17 protein-coding genes and 1 pseudogene are annotated in these 21152 nt (G+C 62.8%); 9 read left to right on the top strand and 9 right to left on the bottom strand.

Annotation, left to right across the window (positions count from 1 at the left end):
- Positions 1-13 precede the first annotated feature (13 nt).
- Positions 14-2041 (bottom strand): TRAP transporter permease, encoded by a 2028-nt coding sequence (locus J6524_RS14255; RefSeq protein WP_225671438.1) that lies wholly within the window; start codon positions 2039-2041, stop codon positions 14-16.
- 259 nt (positions 2042-2300) lie between these two features.
- Between J6524_RS14255 and J6524_RS14250 the strand changes: the two genes are divergently transcribed.
- Complete coding sequence (locus J6524_RS14250) at positions 2301-3104, top strand: SDR family NAD(P)-dependent oxidoreductase (RefSeq protein ID WP_225671436.1); 804 nt, start codon at positions 2301-2303, stop codon at positions 3102-3104.
- A gap of 43 nt (positions 3105-3147) precedes the next feature.
- Here J6524_RS14250 and J6524_RS14245 read toward each other — a convergent pair whose 3' ends face one another.
- Together J6524_RS14245 and J6524_RS14240 are read right to left on the bottom strand one after the other, a co-directional pair.
- Positions 3148-4686 (bottom strand): cation:proton antiporter, encoded by a 1539-nt coding sequence (locus J6524_RS14245; RefSeq protein ID WP_225671434.1) that lies wholly within the window; start codon positions 4684-4686, stop codon positions 3148-3150.
- A 95-nt stretch (positions 4687-4781) separates the two neighbouring features.
- Positions 4782-5549, bottom strand: a complete 768-nt coding sequence (locus tag J6524_RS14240; RefSeq protein WP_225671432.1) for a hypothetical protein — start codon at positions 5547-5549, stop codon at positions 4782-4784.
- 215 nt (positions 5550-5764) lie between these two features.
- On the opposite strand from J6524_RS14240, the gene J6524_RS14235 reads away from it, so the two are divergent.
- From J6524_RS14235 to J6524_RS14215, 5 genes are all read left to right on the top strand, one after another.
- Positions 5765-6529, top strand: coding sequence for a tetratricopeptide repeat protein (locus J6524_RS14235; RefSeq protein WP_376712020.1), 765 nt, complete (start codon positions 5765-5767; stop codon positions 6527-6529).
- Between the two features lie 119 nt (positions 6530-6648).
- Positions 6649-8007: a tetratricopeptide repeat protein gene (locus J6524_RS14230; protein ID WP_225671430.1), complete on the top strand. Its 1359-nt coding sequence runs from the start codon at positions 6649-6651 to the stop codon at positions 8005-8007.
- Between the two features lie 191 nt (positions 8008-8198).
- The gene (locus J6524_RS14225; RefSeq protein WP_225671428.1) at positions 8199-10109 is read left to right on the top strand and encodes a propionyl-CoA synthetase; all 1911 of its coding nucleotides are present in this window, start codon (positions 8199-8201) and stop codon (positions 10107-10109) included.
- Positions 10110-10249: 140 nt separating this feature from the next.
- The gene (locus J6524_RS14220; protein ID WP_376712019.1) at positions 10250-10510 is read left to right on the top strand and encodes a hypothetical protein; all 261 of its coding nucleotides are present in this window, start codon (positions 10250-10252) and stop codon (positions 10508-10510) included.
- Between the two features lie 13 nt (positions 10511-10523).
- Positions 10524-10730, top strand: coding sequence for a DUF6494 family protein (locus J6524_RS14215; protein WP_225671426.1), 207 nt, complete (start codon positions 10524-10526; stop codon positions 10728-10730).
- Between the two features lie 221 nt (positions 10731-10951).
- Here J6524_RS14215 and J6524_RS14210 read toward each other — a convergent pair whose 3' ends face one another.
- Positions 10952-11650 carry a DUF1013 domain-containing protein gene (locus tag J6524_RS14210; protein WP_225671424.1) on the bottom strand — a complete coding sequence of 233 codons (699 nt, stop codon included), beginning with the start codon at positions 11648-11650 and terminating at the stop codon, positions 10952-10954.
- A 218-nt stretch (positions 11651-11868) separates the two neighbouring features.
- Between J6524_RS14210 and ispH the strand changes: the two genes are divergently transcribed.
- The 3 genes from ispH to rnhA are packed head-to-tail and all read left to right on the top strand — an operon-like array spanning position 11869 to position 14296.
- Positions 11869-12846, top strand: coding sequence for a 4-hydroxy-3-methylbut-2-enyl diphosphate reductase (ispH, locus tag J6524_RS14205; protein WP_225671422.1), 978 nt, complete (start codon positions 11869-11871; stop codon positions 12844-12846).
- An 8-nt stretch (positions 12847-12854) separates the two neighbouring features.
- Positions 12855-13835, top strand: a complete 981-nt coding sequence (locus tag J6524_RS14200) for a homoserine kinase (RefSeq protein ID WP_225671420.1) — start codon at positions 12855-12857, stop codon at positions 13833-13835.
- A complete protein-coding gene (gene rnhA / locus J6524_RS14195) occupies positions 13832-14296 on the top strand; it encodes a ribonuclease HI (protein WP_225671418.1) in 465 nt (154 codons plus the stop codon). The genes J6524_RS14200 and rnhA overlap by 4 nt, the downstream gene beginning before the upstream one ends.
- 294 nt (positions 14297-14590) lie before the next feature.
- Here the strand turns inward: rnhA and J6524_RS14190 are convergent, their stop codons facing one another.
- From J6524_RS14190 to J6524_RS14170, 5 genes and pseudogenes are all read right to left on the bottom strand, one after another.
- Entirely contained in the window at positions 14591-15076 is a 486-nt protein-coding gene (locus J6524_RS14190; RefSeq protein ID WP_225671416.1) for a peroxiredoxin, read from the bottom strand.
- Between the two features lie 113 nt (positions 15077-15189).
- A pseudogene (locus J6524_RS14185) lies at positions 15190-15732 on the bottom strand (DUF924 family protein); the annotation flags it as partial.
- A gap of 22 nt (positions 15733-15754) precedes the next feature.
- On the bottom strand, positions 15755-17437 hold the full coding sequence (locus J6524_RS14180) for a long-chain fatty acid--CoA ligase (protein ID WP_225671414.1): 1683 nt from the start codon (positions 17435-17437) through the stop codon (positions 15755-15757).
- 180 nt (positions 17438-17617) lie between these two features.
- Positions 17618-19093: a D-alanyl-D-alanine carboxypeptidase family protein gene (locus J6524_RS14175; RefSeq protein WP_225671412.1), complete on the bottom strand. Its 1476-nt coding sequence runs from the start codon at positions 19091-19093 to the stop codon at positions 17618-17620.
- Between the two features lie 213 nt (positions 19094-19306).
- Positions 19307-21085, bottom strand: a complete 1779-nt coding sequence (locus J6524_RS14170) for a glucan ABC transporter ATP-binding protein/ permease (protein ID WP_225671410.1) — start codon at positions 21083-21085, stop codon at positions 19307-19309.
- Positions 21086-21152: the final 67 nt, after the last annotated feature.

Here is a 21152-nt window from a genome sequence, read left to right as displayed (position 1 = left end):
AATCGCTTCTTCTCTATGTAGTAAGCGCGGGTCGCTCTGGCGACCGCGTTCTGGCCTGCCACAGCAATACGCCGAAACCGATGATCAGGCCCGGCACATAGGTGTAGCTGATATCGCGTCCGGTGATCCATTCGACGATCGCCTCAATCAGGCTCGGGAACACCAGAAGCAATCCGGATAGCAGAAACAGGCCGCGCTCTACCGGCGTATTTTGTCGCAGTGCCCAGTTCTGGGCAAATGCGGCCAGCGCCAGTAGTCCGAAACTGGTCTTGATCGTGATTTCGAGAATATCGAGCCACGATCCACCCTTGGGGATCGACATCAGCAGGCCTGCGCCCTGCGGGTCGAGCACGAACACGAACGGCACCAGGAATGCAGGCAGGGTGTATTTCCAGGATTGCAGCGTGGTCTTGTAGGGATCGCCACCGGTGATGGCGGCCGCCGCGAATGGAGACAGCGCCGTCGGCGGCGACACTTCGGACAGAACGGCATAGTAGAAGATGAACATGTGCGCGGCGTAGTCGGGCACACCAAGCTTGATCAGCGCGGGCGCCGCGATGACCGCGCAGATGATATAGGAGGCGGTGACGGGGACGGCGAGACCGATGATCCAGACGATCAGCGCGGTGTAGATCGCGGTCAGCAAGAGGCTGCCACCAGCATAGGCGATGACGATCGACGAGAATTTGAGGCCGAGGCCGGTCAGCGTCACGATGCCGACGACGATGCCGGCGCATGCGCAGGTCGCTGCGGCATTGAGCGCGCCGATCGAACCGTCGGCCAATGCCTTCACCAGTTTGCTCGGCATCAGCGCAGTTTCCGGTCGAAGGAAACTAAGCGCGAACGTCACGACAATGGCGTAGAACACGGACAGCGACGGCGAGTAGCCGATGACCATGAACACGACCACGGCCAGCAGCGAGATGAAATGGAAGCCATACCGCCTCGTCATCTGGCCGAGCGACATCTCGGGCGTGAAACTCACGTCCTTGGCGTGGAACTTCTTGGCGTCCAGCTCGACCATGAACAGCAGCGACATGTAATAAAGACAGGTCGGGATGGTCGCCATCCAGATCACGTCGAGATAGCTGATCTTGAGAAACTCGGCGATCAGGAACGCGGCGGCGCCGAGCACTGGCGGGGAGAGGATCGCGCCCAAACCGCCGGCTGCGAGCAATCCGCCCGCGGCGTTTCGCTCAAAGCCGGCCTTGGCCATCATCGGATAAGCCACGGTGCCGATCATGACGGTCGTCGCGACACCCGATCCGGAGGGGCCGCCGAGCAGGAAAGACGACAGCACCACGGTGCGGCCGGCGCTGTTCGGCTTGCCGCCCATCAACGCCAGCGAGAAATCGATGAAGAATTTGCCGGCGCCGGAATGCTGCAGGAAGGCGCCATAGATCGTGAAGAGGATAATCAGCGTCGCCGACACGTCGACCGCAACGCCGAAAATGCCTTCCAGCGTAATGAAGAGGTGACCGACCAGGCGAGCCAGATCGTAGCCGCGGTGGGTCCATGGCGCCGGCAGATACGGACCGAGCATCGCATAGGCGATGAATAGCAGCGACACCACGGGCATGATCGCACCGGTGGTGCGGCGCGTCGCCTCCAGCAGCAGCACGATGAAGACGATGCCGACGATCACGTCCCAGCGGTCGGGCGTGGTGGCGCGATCGGTAAAGTCCTCGCCGCCCCACAGCGCATAGACGATGGTTGCGACCGCGACGATCCCGGGAACGACGTCCCACCAGCGCACGCGGTTGCGAAAGCGCGTCGCCAACGGAAATAGCAGGAAGCTCAGCACCAACGTGAAGGCGACGTGAGTGTAGCGCAGTTCCTGGGTCGGAACGATGGCATAGGCCGCATAGAGATGAAACAGGCTCATGACCACGGCAATCGTGGTCGAAATTTTTCCTGCCCACCCCATCAGGCGGTTGGTCGCGCCTTCTTCCGCTTCGATGTAGGCTTCTGCCTTGTGCAGGGCTTCGTCGGAAACTGCGACGACCTCATCATTGGGCGACGTTGTCTTGTCTGCTGCCATACTTTCCCCGGGGACCCGTTAACTCCCAGACCCGGTTTTCCCGCGGGTCTTTCGCGGGGCGCATTCAGTCCAATTTGGGTAACCGTGGCAAGGGGCTTGTAGGCCTATATCGGGACCATCCCGTTAGCTTATCGGACGGCTTGACCTGGGGCCGCCCGATGAGCGAAGCGATTTCCGGGAGAACTGCCGACTGTAAATCCCCGGGGTCGCTTCGCTCTCCCGGGCTACAAGAGCGCAATTGTCAGGGAGAAGAAAGTCGATGGAACGGCTCAAGGGCAAGACGGCGATGGTGGTGGGCGCGGGCTCGATCGGTCCCGGCTGGGGCAATGGCAAGGCAACTGCCGTGACCTTCGCGCGCGAGGGCGCGCAGGTATTTTGCGTCGACCGCAACGCCGCTGCCGCCCAGAAGACCGTTGACATCATTACGGGCGAAGGCGGCAAGGCGACCGCCTTCACTGCTGACGTCTCGCGCGAGACCGAGGTCGAAGCAATGGTGGCGGCATGCCTCAAGGCCTATGGCCGCATCGACGTGCTCGACAACAATGTCGGCATCGCCGAGATGGGCAGCGTCGTCGAGGTGAACGAGGCGGCATGGGACCGCGTCTTCGCAGTCAATCTCAAGAGCGCCTATTTCGCCATGAAGCATGTCATCCCGATCATGCAGAAGCAGGGCGGCGGCTCGATCATCAACATTTCGTCGATTGCCTCGATCCGCCATCTCGGCATTTCCTACGTCACCTATGGCGCCTCGAAGGCGGCGATGAACCAGATGACGCGCACCACCGCCGTGCAGTTCGCGAAAGACCATGTCCGCGTGAACTGCATACTCCCCGGGCTGATGAAGACGCCGATGGTCGAACATTCGGCGGGACTTGCGGCGAGCTATTCCGCTGGTGACGTCGAGGCGATGTGGCGGGCGCGCGACGCGCAGGTGCCGATGGGGCACATGGGCGATGCCTGGGATGTAGCCAATGCGGCGCTGTTTCTCGCTTCCGACGAATCCCGCTACATCACCGGGATCGAGCTGGTGGTGGACGGCGGGATTACGGTCAAATCAACCTGATGTCTTTACTGTCGAGGTAACGGCAGCACCGCGGTGACGCCGCTCAGCCCCGCGCGCTCAACTCGGCCCAGTCCAGTTCTTCCTCGAGCTGGTGGAATGCATCGTCGCCGATTTCCTCGGATTGCCGCAGGTCGAGGATCGATTGTCGGGCGGCGCGAATGGCGCGGCGGCGGAGCGGGTCGGCCGGCAGTTCGCCGCTGGAAACTCCGCCATCATCGCCGGCGCGCGACAACAGCGCGCGGTATTCAAGCCGGAGAAGCTCGGCTTCTTCCGAAGGATCGCCGTCGATTGCATTTAGCGCCGCCCGATAGCCAACGGCACGGCCACGTGCCACTTCTGATCTCACCGGATCCTCGTCCTTCAGCCGCAGCGCCGTGATCAGCGGGCGTAGCGTCAGTCCCTGAATCACAAGCGACCCCAGCACTACCGTAAATGCCGTCAGCAGCATCAGATCGCGATAAGGAAAGTTTTCGGGCAACGCGAAAGCCGCCGCCAGCGTAACGATGCCGCGCATGCCGCACCAGGAGACGACGATGCCGCCCTTGACCGTGGGAGCGGTCATCGGTCGCTCCGGGTGGAGGAGGTGTCGCGCGATCACCAGCCGCAGCACCGCTCCATACGACATCACCCAGACGATGCGTGTCAGAATCACGACGCCGAGCACGGCGGCGGCGACCAGGCAATATTTCCACCGCACGGGATCATCGAGTCGTTCCCAAATGGGGCGCAACTGCAACCCGATGAGAACGAATGCCAGCACATTGAGGACGAAGACCACGGTCTCCCACACCGCGTAGGTGGGCACGCGCAGCCGCGCCGGTATTTGCGCCGGTGCGGTGCGCGCGAGCGTGATCGCATAGACTACGATGGTCAGGATGCCGGACAGGCCGAGATGCTCGGCAACAATCCATATCGTGAATGTGCTGGCGAATTGCACGATGATCGCGCTCGGCGCTTCCGTGATCCGCTGCGTTAACAGCGTCCAGAGCCGCGCGCACAGATAGCCGGCCAGCAAGCTTCCGACCAGCGCCAAACTGAGCGAGGGGACAAACTCGCTCCATTTGAGATGAAGGGCCGTCGCGACACCGACGGCGACCCGGTAGATCAACAGCGCGCTGGCGTCATTGAGCAGGCTCTCGCCTTCGAGGATTTTGAGCAGACGGTAGGGCAGATTGACCTGGCGCAGGATCGCTGTTGCCGCCGCCGCATCTGGTGGTGCGACGATGGCGCCAAGCGCGACCGCTGCGGCCCAGGGCATGTCGGGCAGGAGCCAGTGCACGAGCACTGCAACCGATCCGGTGGTGAGGCCCACCGCGACCAGGACGAGCGTGGAAACCGGCAGCCAGTTGTTCCGGAGATCGCGCAGCGAGGTATCAAATGCCGCATCCAGCAGCACCGGCGCTACGAATAGCGCCAGCGCCAGATCCGGCTCCAGCATCCAGTGCGGGCCTGACGGCACAAAGGCCAGCGCCATGCCGCCTAGCGCAAGAAATGTTGGATACGGCACATTGAGCCGCCGTGCCAGCGCGGAGAGCAGCACCGCGCCAAGCAGCAGCCCGATGATCCATTCGAATGCTAGCAAATCCGGGATTCCCTGCCGGTCGAGATCGATGTCGCCATCAATCTAGCACCAAAACCGGCGGGTGTTCCCGGTTGACTTAAAGTCGCGACTATCAGCTACTGCGCCATCGCCAGGATTCCGCCGGCGAAGGAATGCCACAGCGGAGACAGGCTGATCGGCCAGTTCAGGAACTTGATCGCGATCAGCGCGATGCCGCCGTACACATAGACCGGATGCGGCCGACCGCGCGTGCGCCAGTCGAACACCATGGCGATCACGAGGAGAAGATACGCAACGATCGCGGGTGGAATGGTTACTGGCACCGGCGGCGGGCCGAGCGGGCCGGGAGGCGCGAGGAAGGTGAGAAACCAGCGCGCGACCGCCGCATCCAACAGCGAGATGCCGGCCAGCAGCATCAGCCGCTTGTGCGTTTCCGGCTGGCGGACGGCGGCAATAGCAAGTGCGAAAACCACGGCAAAGAATAAAATTCCGCTTAGCGGCACAATCGCAAACGCAATTCCGTCATTGGCGAAGCCTGCAGCCGCCGACCGCTTCATCGCGTTGACGGTGACGAGGAAGCCGAAGATCGTCATCGCTGTCGCCAGCGAGACGCCGATCATGCCGATCGTGCGGTGCCGGGCGATTTTGCCGGACGCGGCAAGCCAACTCTGGCATACGAAGTAAAGCGACCAGGCGAAAAACAGCAGGCCGTGAAAGTGAACGACCGGCGAGGCCGAAAACGATCGCTTCGCCAGCGGTAGCCAATAGGTCGGCGCAAACCCGAGAAAGGCGACAGCCATGCAGGCCAGCGCCATGTAGAAGTAAAAGTAACGGGTTTGGGATTGTGCGATGATGCGCGGATTCAGGTCGGTCAATGTGGTCATGGTTGTTGAGTCCGTGACATCAGCAAAAGGTTCATGGAAAATTATCTGATCAAAACGATCGGTTCTGTGTAGAAATTCACATTCTCTCGCCGGTCACCGTTCGGCCAAAATCTGCCCCCGGGGGACAAGAAGGGAATTCGAAGCCGGCCGTTGTCGGAGAAGCGCAGGCCTTGCTAGAACGGACGGCAATCGAAAAGCGTATCCCGGATCAATCGATGCGAGGTCATCCCGATATCCGCAACCTGCTGGCAGCTTCCCTGCTGTCGATGATGTTTGCCCATGGCGCATTTGCGACCAGCACCGAGCCAGACAAGGATCTGCGCATCGATCCTGCGCCCTGTCTAGCCGCTTCCCTTGCGCAGGATCACGACAAGACTGTTAGTCTCTGCAGCGCGCTGATCGACAACGCCAAGACCGAGAAGGCCGATCGCATCAAGGCGCTGATTGCGCGCGCCACCGCATACGAGCGCAAGGACATGATCGATCGCGCCATCGCCGATTACGATGGCGCGCTGCGGCTCGATCCGGCGCAGGCCGATGTTCATAACGCACGTGGCGAACTCTTGCGCAAGAAGGGCGATTTGCCAAAGGCGGTCGCGGATTTTGCTGCGGCGATCAAGCTGAATCCCGATCATGCCGTCGCACGGGCCAACCACCGGGCGCTGGCGCAGGAGGCGGAGCGGCAGGGCGCACTGAAGGCGGTCGCTGGCAAGCCGAGCTTCAACTGCGCCACCGCCCGCCGCAAAGTGGAGAAGGCGATCTGCGCCGATTCCGAACTTGCCGATCTCGACCGCGAAGTCCAGGGCGCATATCAGAGAGCCGTCGCCGGGAAGTTGACCCCGCAGCACGCGCGCACGCTGCGGCGAGAGCAGGAGGAATACATCGCTCGCCGCAACAGAGAATATGGCCGGCCGGGCTATGACCTGAAAAAGGCGATGCGCGACCGCCTGCAACAGATCAACGGCATCGACGGTAACTAGGTCGTTCGGCGCGTCGAGGGAAGGCGGCCCCGGGCATTCGAACCTCGGCGAGATCAGCGGCGACACACTGATCGGGCGCGGCCTCGCCGCGACGTATTCCATTCATTGATGAGCCGATCATGCGATCATTCGTTTCGCCTTTTGCCGCCAGTGCGGTATTTGCCATTGCCGTTCTCGCCTCCGCCGGTGCCGGCGCTCAAACGGCTGCCGAGCCACCGGTCACCTGCGCACCCCTGACGGTTGCTGAACCAATTAAGCTGATCGAAAGCTGTACCGCGCTGATCGACAATCCTGCGACGGCAGACAACGATCGCTTCGATGCCATGATCACCCGCGCTGCCGCATTGCATGGCAACGGAAAGACCGAGCAGGCGCTCGCCGAAATCGATGCTGTCATCGCCAAGGACCCGCAGCGCGCCCGCGCGTTTCGCGCCCGCGGCGAAATTCTCCGCCAGACTGGCAAGATGGAGGCCGCGTTCGAAGCGCTGAATCAGGCCATCAGGCTGGAGCCGGATAATGCCATCGGTTACGCAAACCGCGGCAATGCCTTCAACAATTCGAAGAAATACGACCGCGCCATCGAAGACTATAACGAGGCGCTGCGGCTCAAGCCTGATTTCGCGCAAGTGTTCTCCGACCGCGGCGCGGCCTGGTATTTCAAGGGTGAGTATCAGAAGGCGATCGCCGATTACGACGAGGCGCTCCGTCTCGAGCCGCACCGTGCGCGAACCTACAGCAACCGCTCTGCGGCTTATCGCAAGCTGGGCCGGACGGAACGGGCGATTGAGGATGTTACCATAGCGATCCGGATCGATCCGACGCAGCCGGAGTTCTTCGACAATCGCGGCCTCGACCTTGCCGGCAATAGCGACTATGCGCGTGCGATCGCCGACTATGACGAGGCGATCAAGCTGCGTCCCGAGGCGAAATTTTTGACCAACCGCGGCGATGCCTATCAGGCACGCAAGGATTACGACCGCGCGATTGCGGATTACGACGCGGCGCTGAAGCTGGATCCAAAATTCCAGCGCGCCTACAACAATCGCGGCGCGGCCTGGGGCCGGAAGGGCGACCGCCGGCGCGCGCTGCAGGATTATGCCGAGGCCGTTCGTCTCAATCCCTCCGACAGCACCGCTGCTGCCAATTACAAAGAAGTTGCGCAGGAGATCGAGCGGCTGGGTTCGCTCGCCTACCAGAAGAATCTGCCGAGCTTCAATTGCGCGACCGCGAAACGTCAGGTCGAAAAGGCGATCTGCGCCGATCCTGGCCTGGCCCAGCTCGATCGCGACATCAACGACGTGTTTCTGCGGGTGATTGCCAATGCTGAGGCCGACAGCCATCGCGCGGCGTTGGCGCTGACCCGGCAACAACGCGACTTCATCGAAAAGCGCAACAGCTCGTTCGGCAAGCGCGGTTACGATCTCCGCCATGCCATGAAGGAGCGGCTGGAGAAACTCAATACCATCGCCCAACGGTAGGATTTTGACCAAACGGTCGAGCTATTCCGGCTTGATCTGGCGCAACTTCCCGTGACAATGCCTTCAATAAATGCTTGCCCCGCCGTCATGGCCGGGCTTGTCCCGGCCATCCACGTCTTTGCCTCTTTATACGTGGATGCCGGGGACAAGCCCGGGCATGACGACAATAGGCGAACGATCGGGAGTGCGCCATGAACGTCCAGACCAACAGCCGCTACCACGAGGTCCATGCCCGCTCGCTGGCCGATCCCGAAGGATTCTGGGCCGAAGCCGCGCGCGAGATCGATTGGATCGAGCCGGCGAAAAAGATCTTCGATCCCTCGATGGGCGCCTATGGCCGCTGGTTCGCCGGCGCCGTGGTCAACACCTGCTACAATGCGCTCGACCGCCACGTCGCGGGCGGACGGGCCGACCAGGTGGCGCTGATCCACGATTCGCCGCTGACAGGCTCCATCTCGAAATTCACCTATGCCGAGATGCTCAAGGAGGTGCAGACGCTCGCCGCCGTGATGGCCGATTTCGGCGTCGGCAAGGGCGACCGCGTCATCCTTTATATGCCGCTGGTGCCGGAAGCGGTGTTTGCGATGCTGGCCTGCGCGCGGATCGGCGCGGTGCACAGCGTGGTGTTCGGCGGTTTTGCGGCAAAAGAACTGGCGACCCGCATTGATGACGCAAAACCGAAACTCATCTTCTCAGCGAGCTGCGGCATCGAGCCTGGCCGCATCGTGCAGTACAAGCCGCTGCTGGATGAGGCGATCAATCTTTCCGGCGCAAAGCCGCAAGCTTGCATCATCCTGCAGCGGCCGCAGCATTCTTGCGAGCTCACGGCCGGCCGCGACCACGACTGGGCAACACTGCGCAGCGCGGCCCTTGCTGCCGGAAAGACGGCGCCCTGCACGCCGGTGCTGGCGACCGATCCGCTCTACATTCTCTACACCTCAGGCACCACGGGAATCCCCAAGGGCGTCGTGCGCGACAATGGCGGGCATCTGGTCGCGCTGAAATGGTCGATGTTCAATCTCTATGGCGTCAAGCCCGGCGAGGTCTGGTGGTGCGGCTCCGACATCGGCTGGGTGGTCGGCCACAGCTACATCGTCTATGGGCCACTGGTTCATGGCGCTACCTCGATCATGTACGAGGGTAAGCCGGTCGGCACGCCCGATGCCGGCGCGTTCTGGCGCGTCATCTCCGAGCACAAGGCGGTGGCGCTATTCACCGCGCCGACCGCGTTCCGCGCCATCCGTAAAGAGGACCCGGACGGCGCGTTCATCCGCAAATACGATCTGTCGAAATTCCGCACGCTGTTTCTGGCCGGCGAGCGCGCCGATCCGCCGACGGTGGAATGGGCGGAAGCGCAGTTGAAGGTGCCCGTGATCGACCACTGGTGGCAGACCGAGACCGGCTGGTGCATCGCCGGCAATCCGGTGGGGCTCGGCATGCTGCCAGTCAAGCACGGCTCGCCGACCGTGCCGATGCCGGGCTATCAGGTCGACGTGGTTGACGAGGCCTCAAGGCCGGTGGGCGCCGGCATCATGGGCTCGATCGTGATCAAGCTGCCGATGCCGCCCGGCTGCCTGCCGACGCTGTGGCAGCAGGAAGCGCGCTTCAAGGAAGCCTACCTCTCTGAATTCCCCGGCTACTACAAGACCTCCGATGCCGGCTACCGCGACGAGGACGGCTACGTCTGGGTGATGGGCCGCACCGACGACATCATCAATGTTGCCGGCCACCGGCTATCCACCGGCGGCATGGAGGAAATTCTGGCTTCGCATCCCGACGTCGCCGAATGCGCCGTGCTCGGCATCAAGGACGCCATCAAGGGCGAAGTGCCATGCGGTTTCCTGGTGCTGAAAGCGGGTGTGGCGCGCACGCCGGCCGAGATTGAACAGGAGATCGTGGCGCTGGTGCGCGACAAGCTCGGGCCCGTCGCAGCCTTCAAGCTTGCGATCACGGTGGGCAGGTTGCCGAAGACGCGTTCCGGCAAGATCCTGCGCGGCACCATCAAGAAGATCGCCGACGGCGAAAGCTGGACCATGCCGGCGACCATTGAGGACCCCAAGGTGCTGGACGAAATCAGCGATGCGCTGAAGGGGAGGGTGTAGGGTTCCACCTCGTCATGCCCGGGCTTGACCCGGGCATCCATCGCCTTAAGAAGCCGCCATCTTTTCGATGGATTGCCGGCTCATCCCCGATCAAGTCGGGGACAGGCCCCGGTAATGACAAAAACCCGAAGGAACAGAGCATGCGACGTAACCTGTCACTCGCGCTCCTCTTGATCGCCCCGCTGCTGGCCGGCTGCCTCGAGCGCGGCCAGCCGACCATGGTCGACTCCAGCGCCGATGACGACGCGTTCTGCCGCGCCAACAATGTCGCGGTGGGCTCGAATGAGTACGTCAATTGCCGCAAGAACCGTGACGTGCAGCGTGGTAATGCCAATGCCCGCGCCGACCGCGCCCAGCGCAATATGGCCGAGCAGATGCTGAACAATCCGGTCCGGCCGTGATCAGGAGGCTCTCATGAACGAAGACGTCTTCAATACCAGCCTGCGCAAGTTTCTCAAGCAAGTCGGCGTCACCTCGCAGCGCGAGATCGAAAAGGCCGTGCGCGATGCGCTCGAGACGGGAAAGCTGAAGGGCCATGAAAAGCTATCGGCAAAGATGGTGCTGACCATCGGCGGACTCTCGCTCTCGCATGAAGTGAATGACGAGATCGAGTTGGGGTGAGGCGCAACAGCCGTCGTCACTCGCACGACTGTCATCATCCGCGAAAGCGGGTGATCCAGTATTCCAGAGACGTCAAGGTTGAGCTGATAAGCCGCGGCGTACTGGATGCCCCGCCTTCGCGGGGCATGACGACTGAGGAATAGCTCTTTCGTGTTTCAAAACAAAGAACGCGGCAGGTCGCCCCGCCGCGTCCTGTAAGTTCCCATCGATAGTGAAGAGTCCTACTCCTCCTGGTCGTCCTGCTTCTTGCCGCCCAGCGTCTTGAGCTTGGCGAACACGGCGTCGACGTTGAGGTCGTCTTCCTTCTTCTCGCTCGGCTCGAATTCCGGCTCTTTCTTTGTAGTCTCGGAGGCCGGCAGCAGCGTGGCGCCGCCGTAGGCCGTGGGCGCCGGCTTCTCCTTGGCCGCGCGCTGCACCTCGAAATCGAGCTCGATCTGGGAGCAGAGGCCGAGCGTCACCGGGTCCATCGGGGTCAGCGTCGAGGCATTCCAGTGGGTGCGGTCGCGAACGCTCGCAATCGTCGTCTTGGTGGTGCCGACCAGGCGCATGATCTGCGCGTCTTTCAGCTCGGGGTGGTTGCGGACCAGCCAGAGGATCGCGCTCGGCCGCTCGTGGCGGCGCGACACCGGGGTGTAGCGCGGGCCCTTCTTCTTGGCGGCCGGCGGCAGCACGACCTTGCTCTCGCCGAGCTTGAGGCGGTAATTCGGGTCCTTTTCGCCCCTTTCGATCTCGTCGCGGGTCAATTGTCCGGTCGAAATCGGGTCCATGCCCTTGATGCCCTGGGCGGCGTCGCCATCGGCGATGGCGCGGACCTCAAGGGGGTGCATTTTGGTGAAATCGGCCACCTGGTCGAAGGTCAGAGCGGTGTTGTCAACCAGCCACACGGCCGTCGCCTTGGGCATCAGCGGTGCATTGCTCATGGCAAATCTCCTTTGTGCCTCGCCCACCTCTTTCGGAGGCGAAGCCTATGGTCATCGGTGATGACGGGAATTCAACGCCTATATAGGGCTTCCGGCCCCATCGGCGCAATGGTCTGCTAAAGTGCCTTGACACAGGCCGAAAGCAGTCCCAAGTCCTTATCCGAATTGGCCGTTCCCAGCCCGCCGGCTAGGGGTGATTCGGTCCCGAGATAGCCCCCATGCCTTCTGTGCCGACGTCAGCCAAACCAGACCTTAGAATCGTGCTTTGTTCCCCCCGTGGCTTCTGCGCCGGGGTGGTGCGGGCCATCGATACCGTCGAACGGGCACTCGCCATCTATGGCGCCCCCGTCTATGTCCGCCATGAGATCGTCCACAACCGCTACGTGGTCGACAGCCTGAAGACCAAGGGCGCGATCTTCGTCGAGGAACTCGCCGAAATCCCTGATAATACCAACGCGCCGGTGGTATTTTCCGCCCACGGGGTTCCGAAATCGGTTCCGGCCGAGGCCAAATCCCGCAATTTCTTCTCGCTGGACGCGACCTGCCCGCTGGTCACCAAAGTGCACCGGGAGGCTGCGATTCACTTCAAGCGCGGCCGCGAAATCCTGCTGATCGGGCATTCGCACCACCCCGAGGTGGTCGGCACGCTTGGCCAGCTCCCGCAGGGCGCGGTGACGCTGATCGAGACCGCCGAGGACGCCAAGACCTTCAAGCCGAAGGATCCGGACAATCTCGCTTTCGTCACGCAAACGACGCTGTCGATCGACGACACCGCCGAGATCGTGGCGCTGCTCAAGGAGCGTTTCCCGAACATCAACGGGCCGCACAAGGAAGACATCTGCTACGCCACCACCAACCGTCAGCTCGCGGTGAAGAAGGTGGCGCCGGTGGTCGACGCCCTGATCGTGGTCGGCGCGCCGAACTCGTCGAACTCGCAGCGCCTGCGCGAAGTTGCCGAGCGCGAGGGCTGCAAGATTGCGGTCCTGGCGCAGCGCGCCTCTGATCTCGACTGGTCGCGCTTCGAGGGCATCAAGAGCCTCGGAATCACCGCCGGTGCCTCCGCGCCGGAAGTGATCGTCGAGGAGATCATGGGCGCCTTTGCCGAGCGCTATGAGCTGCATGTGGAGACGGTATCGGCCGCGGAAGAAAACGAATTCTTCCCGCTGCCGCGTTCGCTGCGACCCGACGCCGCCTGAGGTTCCTCATGGCGGTTTACACCGACGTCGCCGCCGAAGACCTCGCGGAGTTCCTCAAGGGCTACGACATCGGCGAGCTGCTCTCTTATAAGGGCATCGCCGAGGGCGTCGAAAATTCCAACTTCCTGGTTCACACCAGCAAGGGCGCGTTCATCCTCACGCTGTATGAGAAGCGCGTTGCGGTGGACGATTTGCCGTATTTCCTTTCGCTGATGGCGCATCTGGCCGAACGCGGCGTGCGCTGCCCCCAGCCCGCCAGAAACCGCAACGGCGAGGTCTATAGCGAACTGGCCGGACGGCCCGCGGCGGTCATCAATTTCCTCGAGGGCATGTGGCCGCGGCGGCCCAATGTCACGCATTGCGGCGGTGTCGGCGAGGCGCTCGCAAAAATGCATCTGGCGGGCCGCGACTTCCCGATGTTCCGCAAGAACCCGCTGTCGGTCGAGGGCTGGCGGCCGCTGTTTGATGTCGCCGCGCCGCGCGCCGACAGCGTCGCCCCTGGCCTGCAGGATTTCATCGCGCGCGAACTCGATCACCTCGAAGCGCACTGGCCGAAAGATCTTCCGCTCGGTGTCATCCATGCCGACCTGTTTCCCGACAACGTCTTCTTTCTCGGCGACAGGCTGTCGGGGCTGATCGACTTCCCGTTCTCCTGCAACGATATCCTGGCCTATGACGTCGCGATCTGCCTGAATGCGTGGTGCTTCGAGCCGGATCATGCCTTCAACGTCACCAAGGCACGCGCGCTGCTCAATGCATATGGCCGCGAGCGGCCATTGTCCGAGGCCGAGCAGGAGCTGCTGCCGCTATTGGCGCGCGGCTCGGCGTTGCGCTTCCTGCTGACGCGGCTGGTCGACTTCCTCAACGTGCCGCCGGGCGCGCTGGTGAAGCCGAAGGACCCGCTCGAATATGTCCGCAAGTTGCGCTTTCACCAGAACGTCGCGAGTGTACGCGATTACGGCCTGACCCAGCCCGGATTTGCCGCTTGAACGAATTGCCTCACGTCACCGCTTTCACCGATGGCGCCTGCTCGGGTAATCCGGGGCCGGGCGGCTGGGGCGCGATCCTGCGCTTCGGCGACAAGGAAAAGGAATTGAAGGGCGGCGAGCCGCATACCACCAACAACCGCATGGAGCTGATGGCCGCGATCTCGGCGCTGGAGGCGCTGAAGAAGCCCTGCGTGGTCGATCTCACCACCGACAGCCAGTATGTCCGTCAGGGTATCAGCGGCTGGATTCACGGCTGGAAGCGCAACGGCTGGCGCACGGCGGATAAGAAGCCGGTCAAGAACGTCGACCTCTGGCAGCGCCTCGACGCCGCGCTGAAGCCGCACCAGGTGCGCTGGCACTGGATCAGGGGCCACGCCGGCCACGCCGAAAACGAGCGCGCCGATCAGCTGGCGCGCGAAGGCGTGGCGATGGCGCGGCTACAGGAGAGAGTGGGGAAGTAGTGTCGAATTCGTAGATGGGGTAACGGGCCCCGAGGCCTCCCAAGCCAGCCGCGCGACGCGCGCTACCACATTGCGCCGTAGCTAGCGCGGCTGGCTTGGGAGGCCTCGGGGCCCGTTACCCCATCTACGAAATGCCAGACAACCAACGGCCGTCATCACCCGCAAAAGCGGGTGATCAAGTATTCCAGAGACGTTGAGAATACGGAGAAGCCGCGGCGTACTGGATCGCCCGGTCAAGCCGGGCGACGACAGCGTTGTTGGGGGTGACTTCGTTGCGCTACGACGCGCCTCAGCTCAAAGCTGCGCCAGCAGCGTATCGCCGCCGGAGACTTCGACCTTGCCGGGCGCCGGCTCGAGGTTGAGCTTCTTGACCACGCCGTCTTCGACCAGCATCGAATAGCGCTTGGAGCGGAGGCCGAGGCCGTTGCCGGAGGCATCTAGCTCCATGCCGATCGCCTTGGTGAAGTCGGCATTGCCGTCGGCGAGGAATACGGCCTCGTCCCGCTGATCGGTCTCGCGCTTCCAGGCGTTCATGACGAAGGCGTCGTTGACGGAGACGATCGCGATGGTGTCGACGCCCTTGTCCTTGATGGCATAGGCGTTGAGGAAGATGCTCGGCAGGTGCATTTTGTCGCAGGTGCCGGTATAGGCGCCGGGCACGGCGAAGAGGGCGACCTTCTTGCCTTTGAAGATGTCGTCTGTGGTTTTGACCTGCGGGCCTTCCGCCGTCATCACGCGAAATTTGGCTTCCGGCAGCTTGTCGCCAACTTGGATCGTCATCGTCAATTCTCCCTCAATGAGCGCTGTTTTGTAGCCGCTGCGGCTCGGCGGCACAATATTCGCGGCGTCCGAAACGGCAACAGCCGGCCCGTCACGCTTGCGTCATCAGGGCGAAAAACCCCTTCAGCAAGGAAGGCCTGCTCTTCCGGCGTGGTGGCGCGGCCCAACAGGCGGTTGCGATGGGGAAAGCGCCCGAAGCGGCGGATGATGTCGGCGTGGTGCTCGGCCCATTTCAGGTTCTCGGCGTGGCCGGCCGCGCGCGATAGCTCGATGCAGCGTAGCTGGTCCGGCAATTGCTCCGAATGCATGAAGGGCAGATAAAGGAATTCGCGCAAGGCAGGATCGATCCGCGCGTCGACGCCGCGCTCGACCGCGCGCTGCGCCACCTCGCGAGCGAGACCGTCGCTGGCATAGGTCCTGGCATCGCCACGGAACATGTTGCGGGGAAACTGGTCGAGCACGATGACCAGCGCCAGCGCGCCGTCATCGCTCGCCTCCCATGAAGACAATTCGCCGGCGGACGCCTTCTGCCACAGGTCCAAATAGCGCCGGCGCAGTTCGGCATCGAACGCGTCGTCGCGCGTGTACCAGCGATCGGGGCCGGCGTCGCGCCAGAACGCCAGAATGTCGGCCGGCGCGACGTTCGTCTCAGTCATGTCGGAAGTCCGCAAAGCCCGTTCAGGCCGCGGCCTTCTTCTCGTCGCGCAGCTCGCGGCGCAGGATCTTGCCGACATTGGTCTTCGGCAGGTCGGTCCTGAACTCAATCTGCTTGGGCACCTTGTAGGCAGTGAGCTGCGTGGTGCAGTGCTTGATGACGTCGTCAGCGGTGAGGTTCGGGTCCTTCTTGACGATGAACGCCTTCACCGCCTCGCCCGATTTCGAGTCGGCAACGCCGATCACCGCGCATTCCAGCACGCCCGGATGGCTTGCAATCACTTCTTCGATCTCGTTCGGATAGACGTTGAAGCCCGAGACCAGGATCATGTCCTTCTTGCGGTCGACGATCTTGGTGTAGCCGCGCTCGTCCATCACGCCGATGTCGCCGGTGCGGAAGAAGCCGTCCGCAGTCATGACGTTTGCGGTCTCTTCCGGCCGGTTCCAGTAGCCGGCCATCACCTGCGGGCCCTTGGCGCAAATCTCGCCGGGCTGGCCGAGCGGCACTTCCTTGCCTTCGTCGTCGCGGATCGAGATGTAGGTTGACGGCACGGGAATGCCGATCGAGCCGGAGAACGCATCGGTGTCGGCGGGGTTGCAGGTCAGCACCGGCGAGGTCTCGGACAGGCCATAGCCTTCCGAGAGCGCGCAGCCCGTCACCTTCAGCCATTTCTCCGCGACCGGCTTCTGGGTAGCCATGCCGCCGCCGAAGGAGGTCTTCAGCTTGGAGAAGTCGACCTTGTCGAAGCCGGGTGCGTTGAGCAGGGCATTGTAGAGCGTGTTGACCGCCGGGAAGCTGTTGACCTGGTACTTCTGCAGCTCCTTGATAAAGCCCGGTATGTCGCGCGGATTCGGGATCAGGAGGTTGACGCCGCCGGCCCGCACCGCCATCAGGAAGCACGCCGTCAGTGCGAAGATGTGATAGAGCGGCAGCGCACAGACGATGAAGAGCTGGTCGACATGGGGCGGCTTCTTCAGCGCCGGCTGCAGCCAGGCGTCGTTCTGCAGCACGTTGGCGAGAATGTTCTTGTGTAAGAGCGTCGCGCCCTTGGAGACGCCGGTGGTGCCGCCGGTATATTGCAGGAAGGCGACGTCGTCGCGCGTGAGCTGCGGCTTGTTCAGCTTCATGCTGCGACCGGCGCCGAGTGCCTCGTTGAACGAGACCGAGCCTGGAAGCGACCAGGCCGGCACCATCTTCTTCACCTTGCGCACCACGAGGTTGACGATCACGCCCTTGAAGCCGAGTAGGTCGCCCATGCTGCCGACGATCACGTGTTTGACCGACGTTCTGGCGATCACCTGCTGCACAGTGGTGGCAAAATTCTCCAGCACGATGATCGCTTCGGCGCCGGAATCCTTGAGCTGATGCTCGAGCTCACGCGGGGTATAGAGCGGGTTGACGTTCACCACCGCATAGCCGGCGCGCAGCACGGCGGCGGTCGAGACCGGGTACTGCAGCACGTTCGGCATCATCAGCGCGACGCGCGCGCCCTTTTGTAGGCCCTTGCTCTGCAGATATGCGCCGAGCGCCTGTGACATCTCGTCGAGGTCGCGGTAGCTGATCGACTTGTCCATGCAGATGAACGCCTTGCGATCGGCGAACTTCTTGAAGCTCTCTTCCAGCAGCTCGACGAGCGACGAGTACTGTGTGACGTCGATATCGGCTGGCACGCCTGCCGGATATTGCTTGAGCCAGATCCGCTCCATGGTCTCTCCCCTCTGGTTGTTTCCCTGTTGTTTCTGGGCCGGGCGCGCCTTGTTTTGGGCAGTATTGTGAATGCCGCCGCCGATGGCAAGCGGCTACGCGCTATCGACGCATTTGGTCGATCTGGAATAGTTCGCGTGAACGACAGGAAAACTGCCTAATTACGCGGGTTTCGCGGGGCGTTAACCAGCCGGTTTGGTTTCGCCCTTGGGTTTAGCAGCGGCGTTCGGCTTGGCCGGCTTCGGCGCGGGTTTGTCGCCGACGGCGGTGGGCTTGGCGGCAGGCTTCTTGTCGGCCGCGGGAGCCGACTTCTTTTCGGCCGCGCCAGCCGGCTTGGCGACAGCCTCCGGCTTCGCGTTTGCGTGCCTGATCACAACGGTTTTGGCCGCGGCGGGTTTGGCTGCAGCAGGCTTTGCGTTAGCTTCGGCTTTGGGCGCCGCCGCGGCGTCGGGCTTCTTCGCGGCAATCTTCGATTTCTTGCCGCGCTGTGCCGATGCCTGCTTCTCGGCCTCTGCCGCAACGGCCGCGATCAGTGCGGCGCCTGTCTTGGTCGGCCCGGTATAGACCAGAACCGGCTCGGAAGCCGCTGGCGGACCGGCCAGCAATTCCGAAGGCTTGGCCACCGGCGGCTGCAGGCCGGCGCTGAAGAACGCAACCGGGCTCTCGGCAGTCGATGCGCTGCCGTTCGAGGCGACGACATCCGCGTCCTCGTCGGTGGCCGGCCGCTTGCGCTTGCCGTTGCACATCTCCTCGCGCAGATTCGGCGGCGTTGCATTGACCGGAACGAGATTGTCGACGGTGCCGAGCGCGGGCGTCAGCCAGCTAAGCCCATTGCCGCCGAAGCCGCGTTCCATCAGTTGCGCGGCGCGCACGGCCCGCGCGTGCCCTGAGGATGCGCCGAGCACGACGGCGATCAGCCGCTTGCCGTTGCGCGTCGCGGAGGCGACGAGATTGTAGCCGGAGGCGCAGATGAAGCCGGTCTTGAAACCATCGGCGCCAGGATAGCGCCCGATCAGCTTGTTGAAATTGTGCGTCACCCTGCGCCCGTAGCGGATCGAGGGAATCTGCATGAAGTATTCGTATTCTGGCAGGTCGCGGATGACGGCGCGCGCCAGGATCGCGAGATCGCGCGCCGAGGTGACCTGTCCATCCGCCGGCAGGCCGTTCGGATTGACGTAACTCGTCTGCGTCATGCCGAGCTTTTGCGCGGTCTGGTTCATCATAGCAGAGAAACCGTCGACCGATCCGCCGACACCCTCGGCGAGCACCACGGCCATGTCGTTGGCCGACTTCACCATCATCATCTTGAGCGCGTTATCGACGGTGACCTGGGTGCCCGGAGGAAAACCCATCTTGGACGGCGACTCCGCGGCAGCGACCGGCGATACCGTGAGCAGCGTGTCGAGCGACAGACGTCCTTCCTTCACCGCCTTCAACGTGACGTAGGCGGTCATGATCTTGGTCACCGAGGCGGGATACCAAGGCATCGTGGCGTTGTCGGCCTGCAGCACCTTGCCGGTGTCGGCTTCCACAAGCAGCAACGCTTCGGCCTGCGCGGCGCGCGGCATCACGACGGCTAGCGCCGCCAAAACAAGTGCCACCGAGGGGAAGATCCAGTTTACCGACGAATGGCGAAGCAGCGGGCGAAGAAAATGCACTTTTCCGTTCCGGTCCTCTGAGACCTGCTTTCGAGAAGGAGGTCCTCGTAAGATCTAGCGTTCGGGTTTCAAGCGTGTCCGGTGCCGTCGCATTGCGGCTGGGCGCAAACCTATACCGGCTTGCCGGTCCAGAACAGAGGCCTGACAACTTAATCGTGGACGAAATGGGCGCAATTTCGACGGTATCTGAACCGTGATGGCGGCCTCGCTGCGCTATTGGACCTTGATTCCGGCGCGCGCGCTCTCCTGCACCATGAATTGGGCCTTCGCGAGTTCCGCAAAGCGCCCGCCCTTGGCGACCAGTTCATCAAAAGTTCCACTTTCGATCACCCGGCCATTGTCGAACATAAGGATGCAGGTGGCGTTGCGGATGGTTGAAAGCCGGTGCGCGATCACGAAGGTGGTTCGCCCTTTCATCACCTCGTCGAGCGCCGCGTTCACCTTGGCTTCGGTGACCGCGTCGAGCGCGCTGGTCGCCTCGTCCAGGATCAAGATCGGCGGGTCCTTCAAGAGCGCGCGCGCAATCGACAGCCGCTGCCGCTCGCCACCGGACAGCATGCGGCCGCGCTCGCCGGCATGGGTGTCGAATTTCTTCTCCGCACGCTCGATGAATTCAAGCGCCTGCGCGCGCGCGGCCGCCTGCCGCAGTTCCTCCTCGGTTGCATCGGGCTTGCCGACAAGCAGATTGTCAGCGATCGAGCGATTGAATAGCAGCGCTTCCTGAAACACCACGCCGATGTTTCGCCGCAGCGCCGTCAGCTTCAACGCGCGGATATCCATGCCGTCGATCTTGATGATGCCGGATTGCGGATCGAAGGCGCGATGCAGAAGCGCGATCGCGGTCGATTTGCCGGCGCCGGTCGGGCCGACCAGGGCGATGGTCTGGCCGGGCAGGGCGGTAAATGTGACGTCTTCGACCGCAGGCCGCTTGCCGTCATAGGAAAACGAAACGTCGTGGAATTCAACAAGGCCGGAAAGCCGCCCGGTGTCCACAGCGCCGGGCCGGTCGCGTACCGCCGGCACGGCGTCCAGCACGTCGAAGAATTGCTGCAGGCGCGGCGCCTCCATGAACACGCTGTTGATGAAGCTCACCACCTGCTCGAGCTTCTGGATCAGCATGGTCGCAAACGAGACGAACATCACGATCTCGCCCACGGAGGTGAGACCCCGCTGATGCAGCGCGATGCCGACGGTGAAGATCGCGAGAACCGTGATGGTGGTGGAGGCGCGGGTGATCACGCTGACCGTCGCCCACCATGACAGCACCGGCATTTGCGCCGCCAGCAGTTTGTCGGCGACGAAGCGCAGGCCCTGCACCTCGGATTCGATGCGCACGAAGCTTTGCACCAGCGCCACATTGCCGAGTGCATCGGAGGCGCGGGCAGAGAGGTCGCTGTAATGCTGCTCGACCTCCTCCTGCATGCCGTAGGTCTTCCGCACCACGAGCGTGGTCAGGAGGGTGAAGACGATGCAGAGCGCGAACAGCAGGATCGCCAGCCGCCAGTTGACGTAGAGCGACAGCGGCAGCAGCACCACGAGCGACATGATCGCCGCAAAATGCTCGCGAAAAAAGCCAATCCATACGCGCCACAGGGCGTCCGTGCCGCTCAGCATGGTTTTCATCAGCGTGCCGGAATGCGTGCCGGTGTGGAAGGTCAGCGGCAGCTGCATGATGTGCTCGAAATAGTCGGTCAGCACCGCCTGCCGCTGGCGATGCGACAGCTTGTCGGCATGGAGCGCCACCGTGGCACCGCAGCCTATCGTGAACAGGCCGAAGGCGACCCAGGCCGCCAGCAGGGGCCACGGTGAGTCCGTTGCCAACAGGCCCGTCACCGGCCGCCCCGACATCACGTCGACGATCTTGCCGAACAGCACCGGCTCGGCAAACTGGGCGCCGGCGAGCAACAGGTTGGCGACGGCGAGAATCCAGCCCAACCGCGCCTCCTTGCCGAGCAATTCGAGGACGCGGGTGTAAAGGCGAACCATAGACATGCGTGGAAACTCGCGAAGCGAAAATCAGTTGCGCATTGTAAACAGGGATCGACGACGACGAATAGTG

The organism is Bradyrhizobium hereditatis (assembly GCF_020329435.1).
Lineage (GTDB): Bacteria > Pseudomonadota > Alphaproteobacteria > Rhizobiales > Xanthobacteraceae > Bradyrhizobium > Bradyrhizobium hereditatis.
This window is presented reverse-complemented; position numbering and strand designations above follow the sequence as displayed.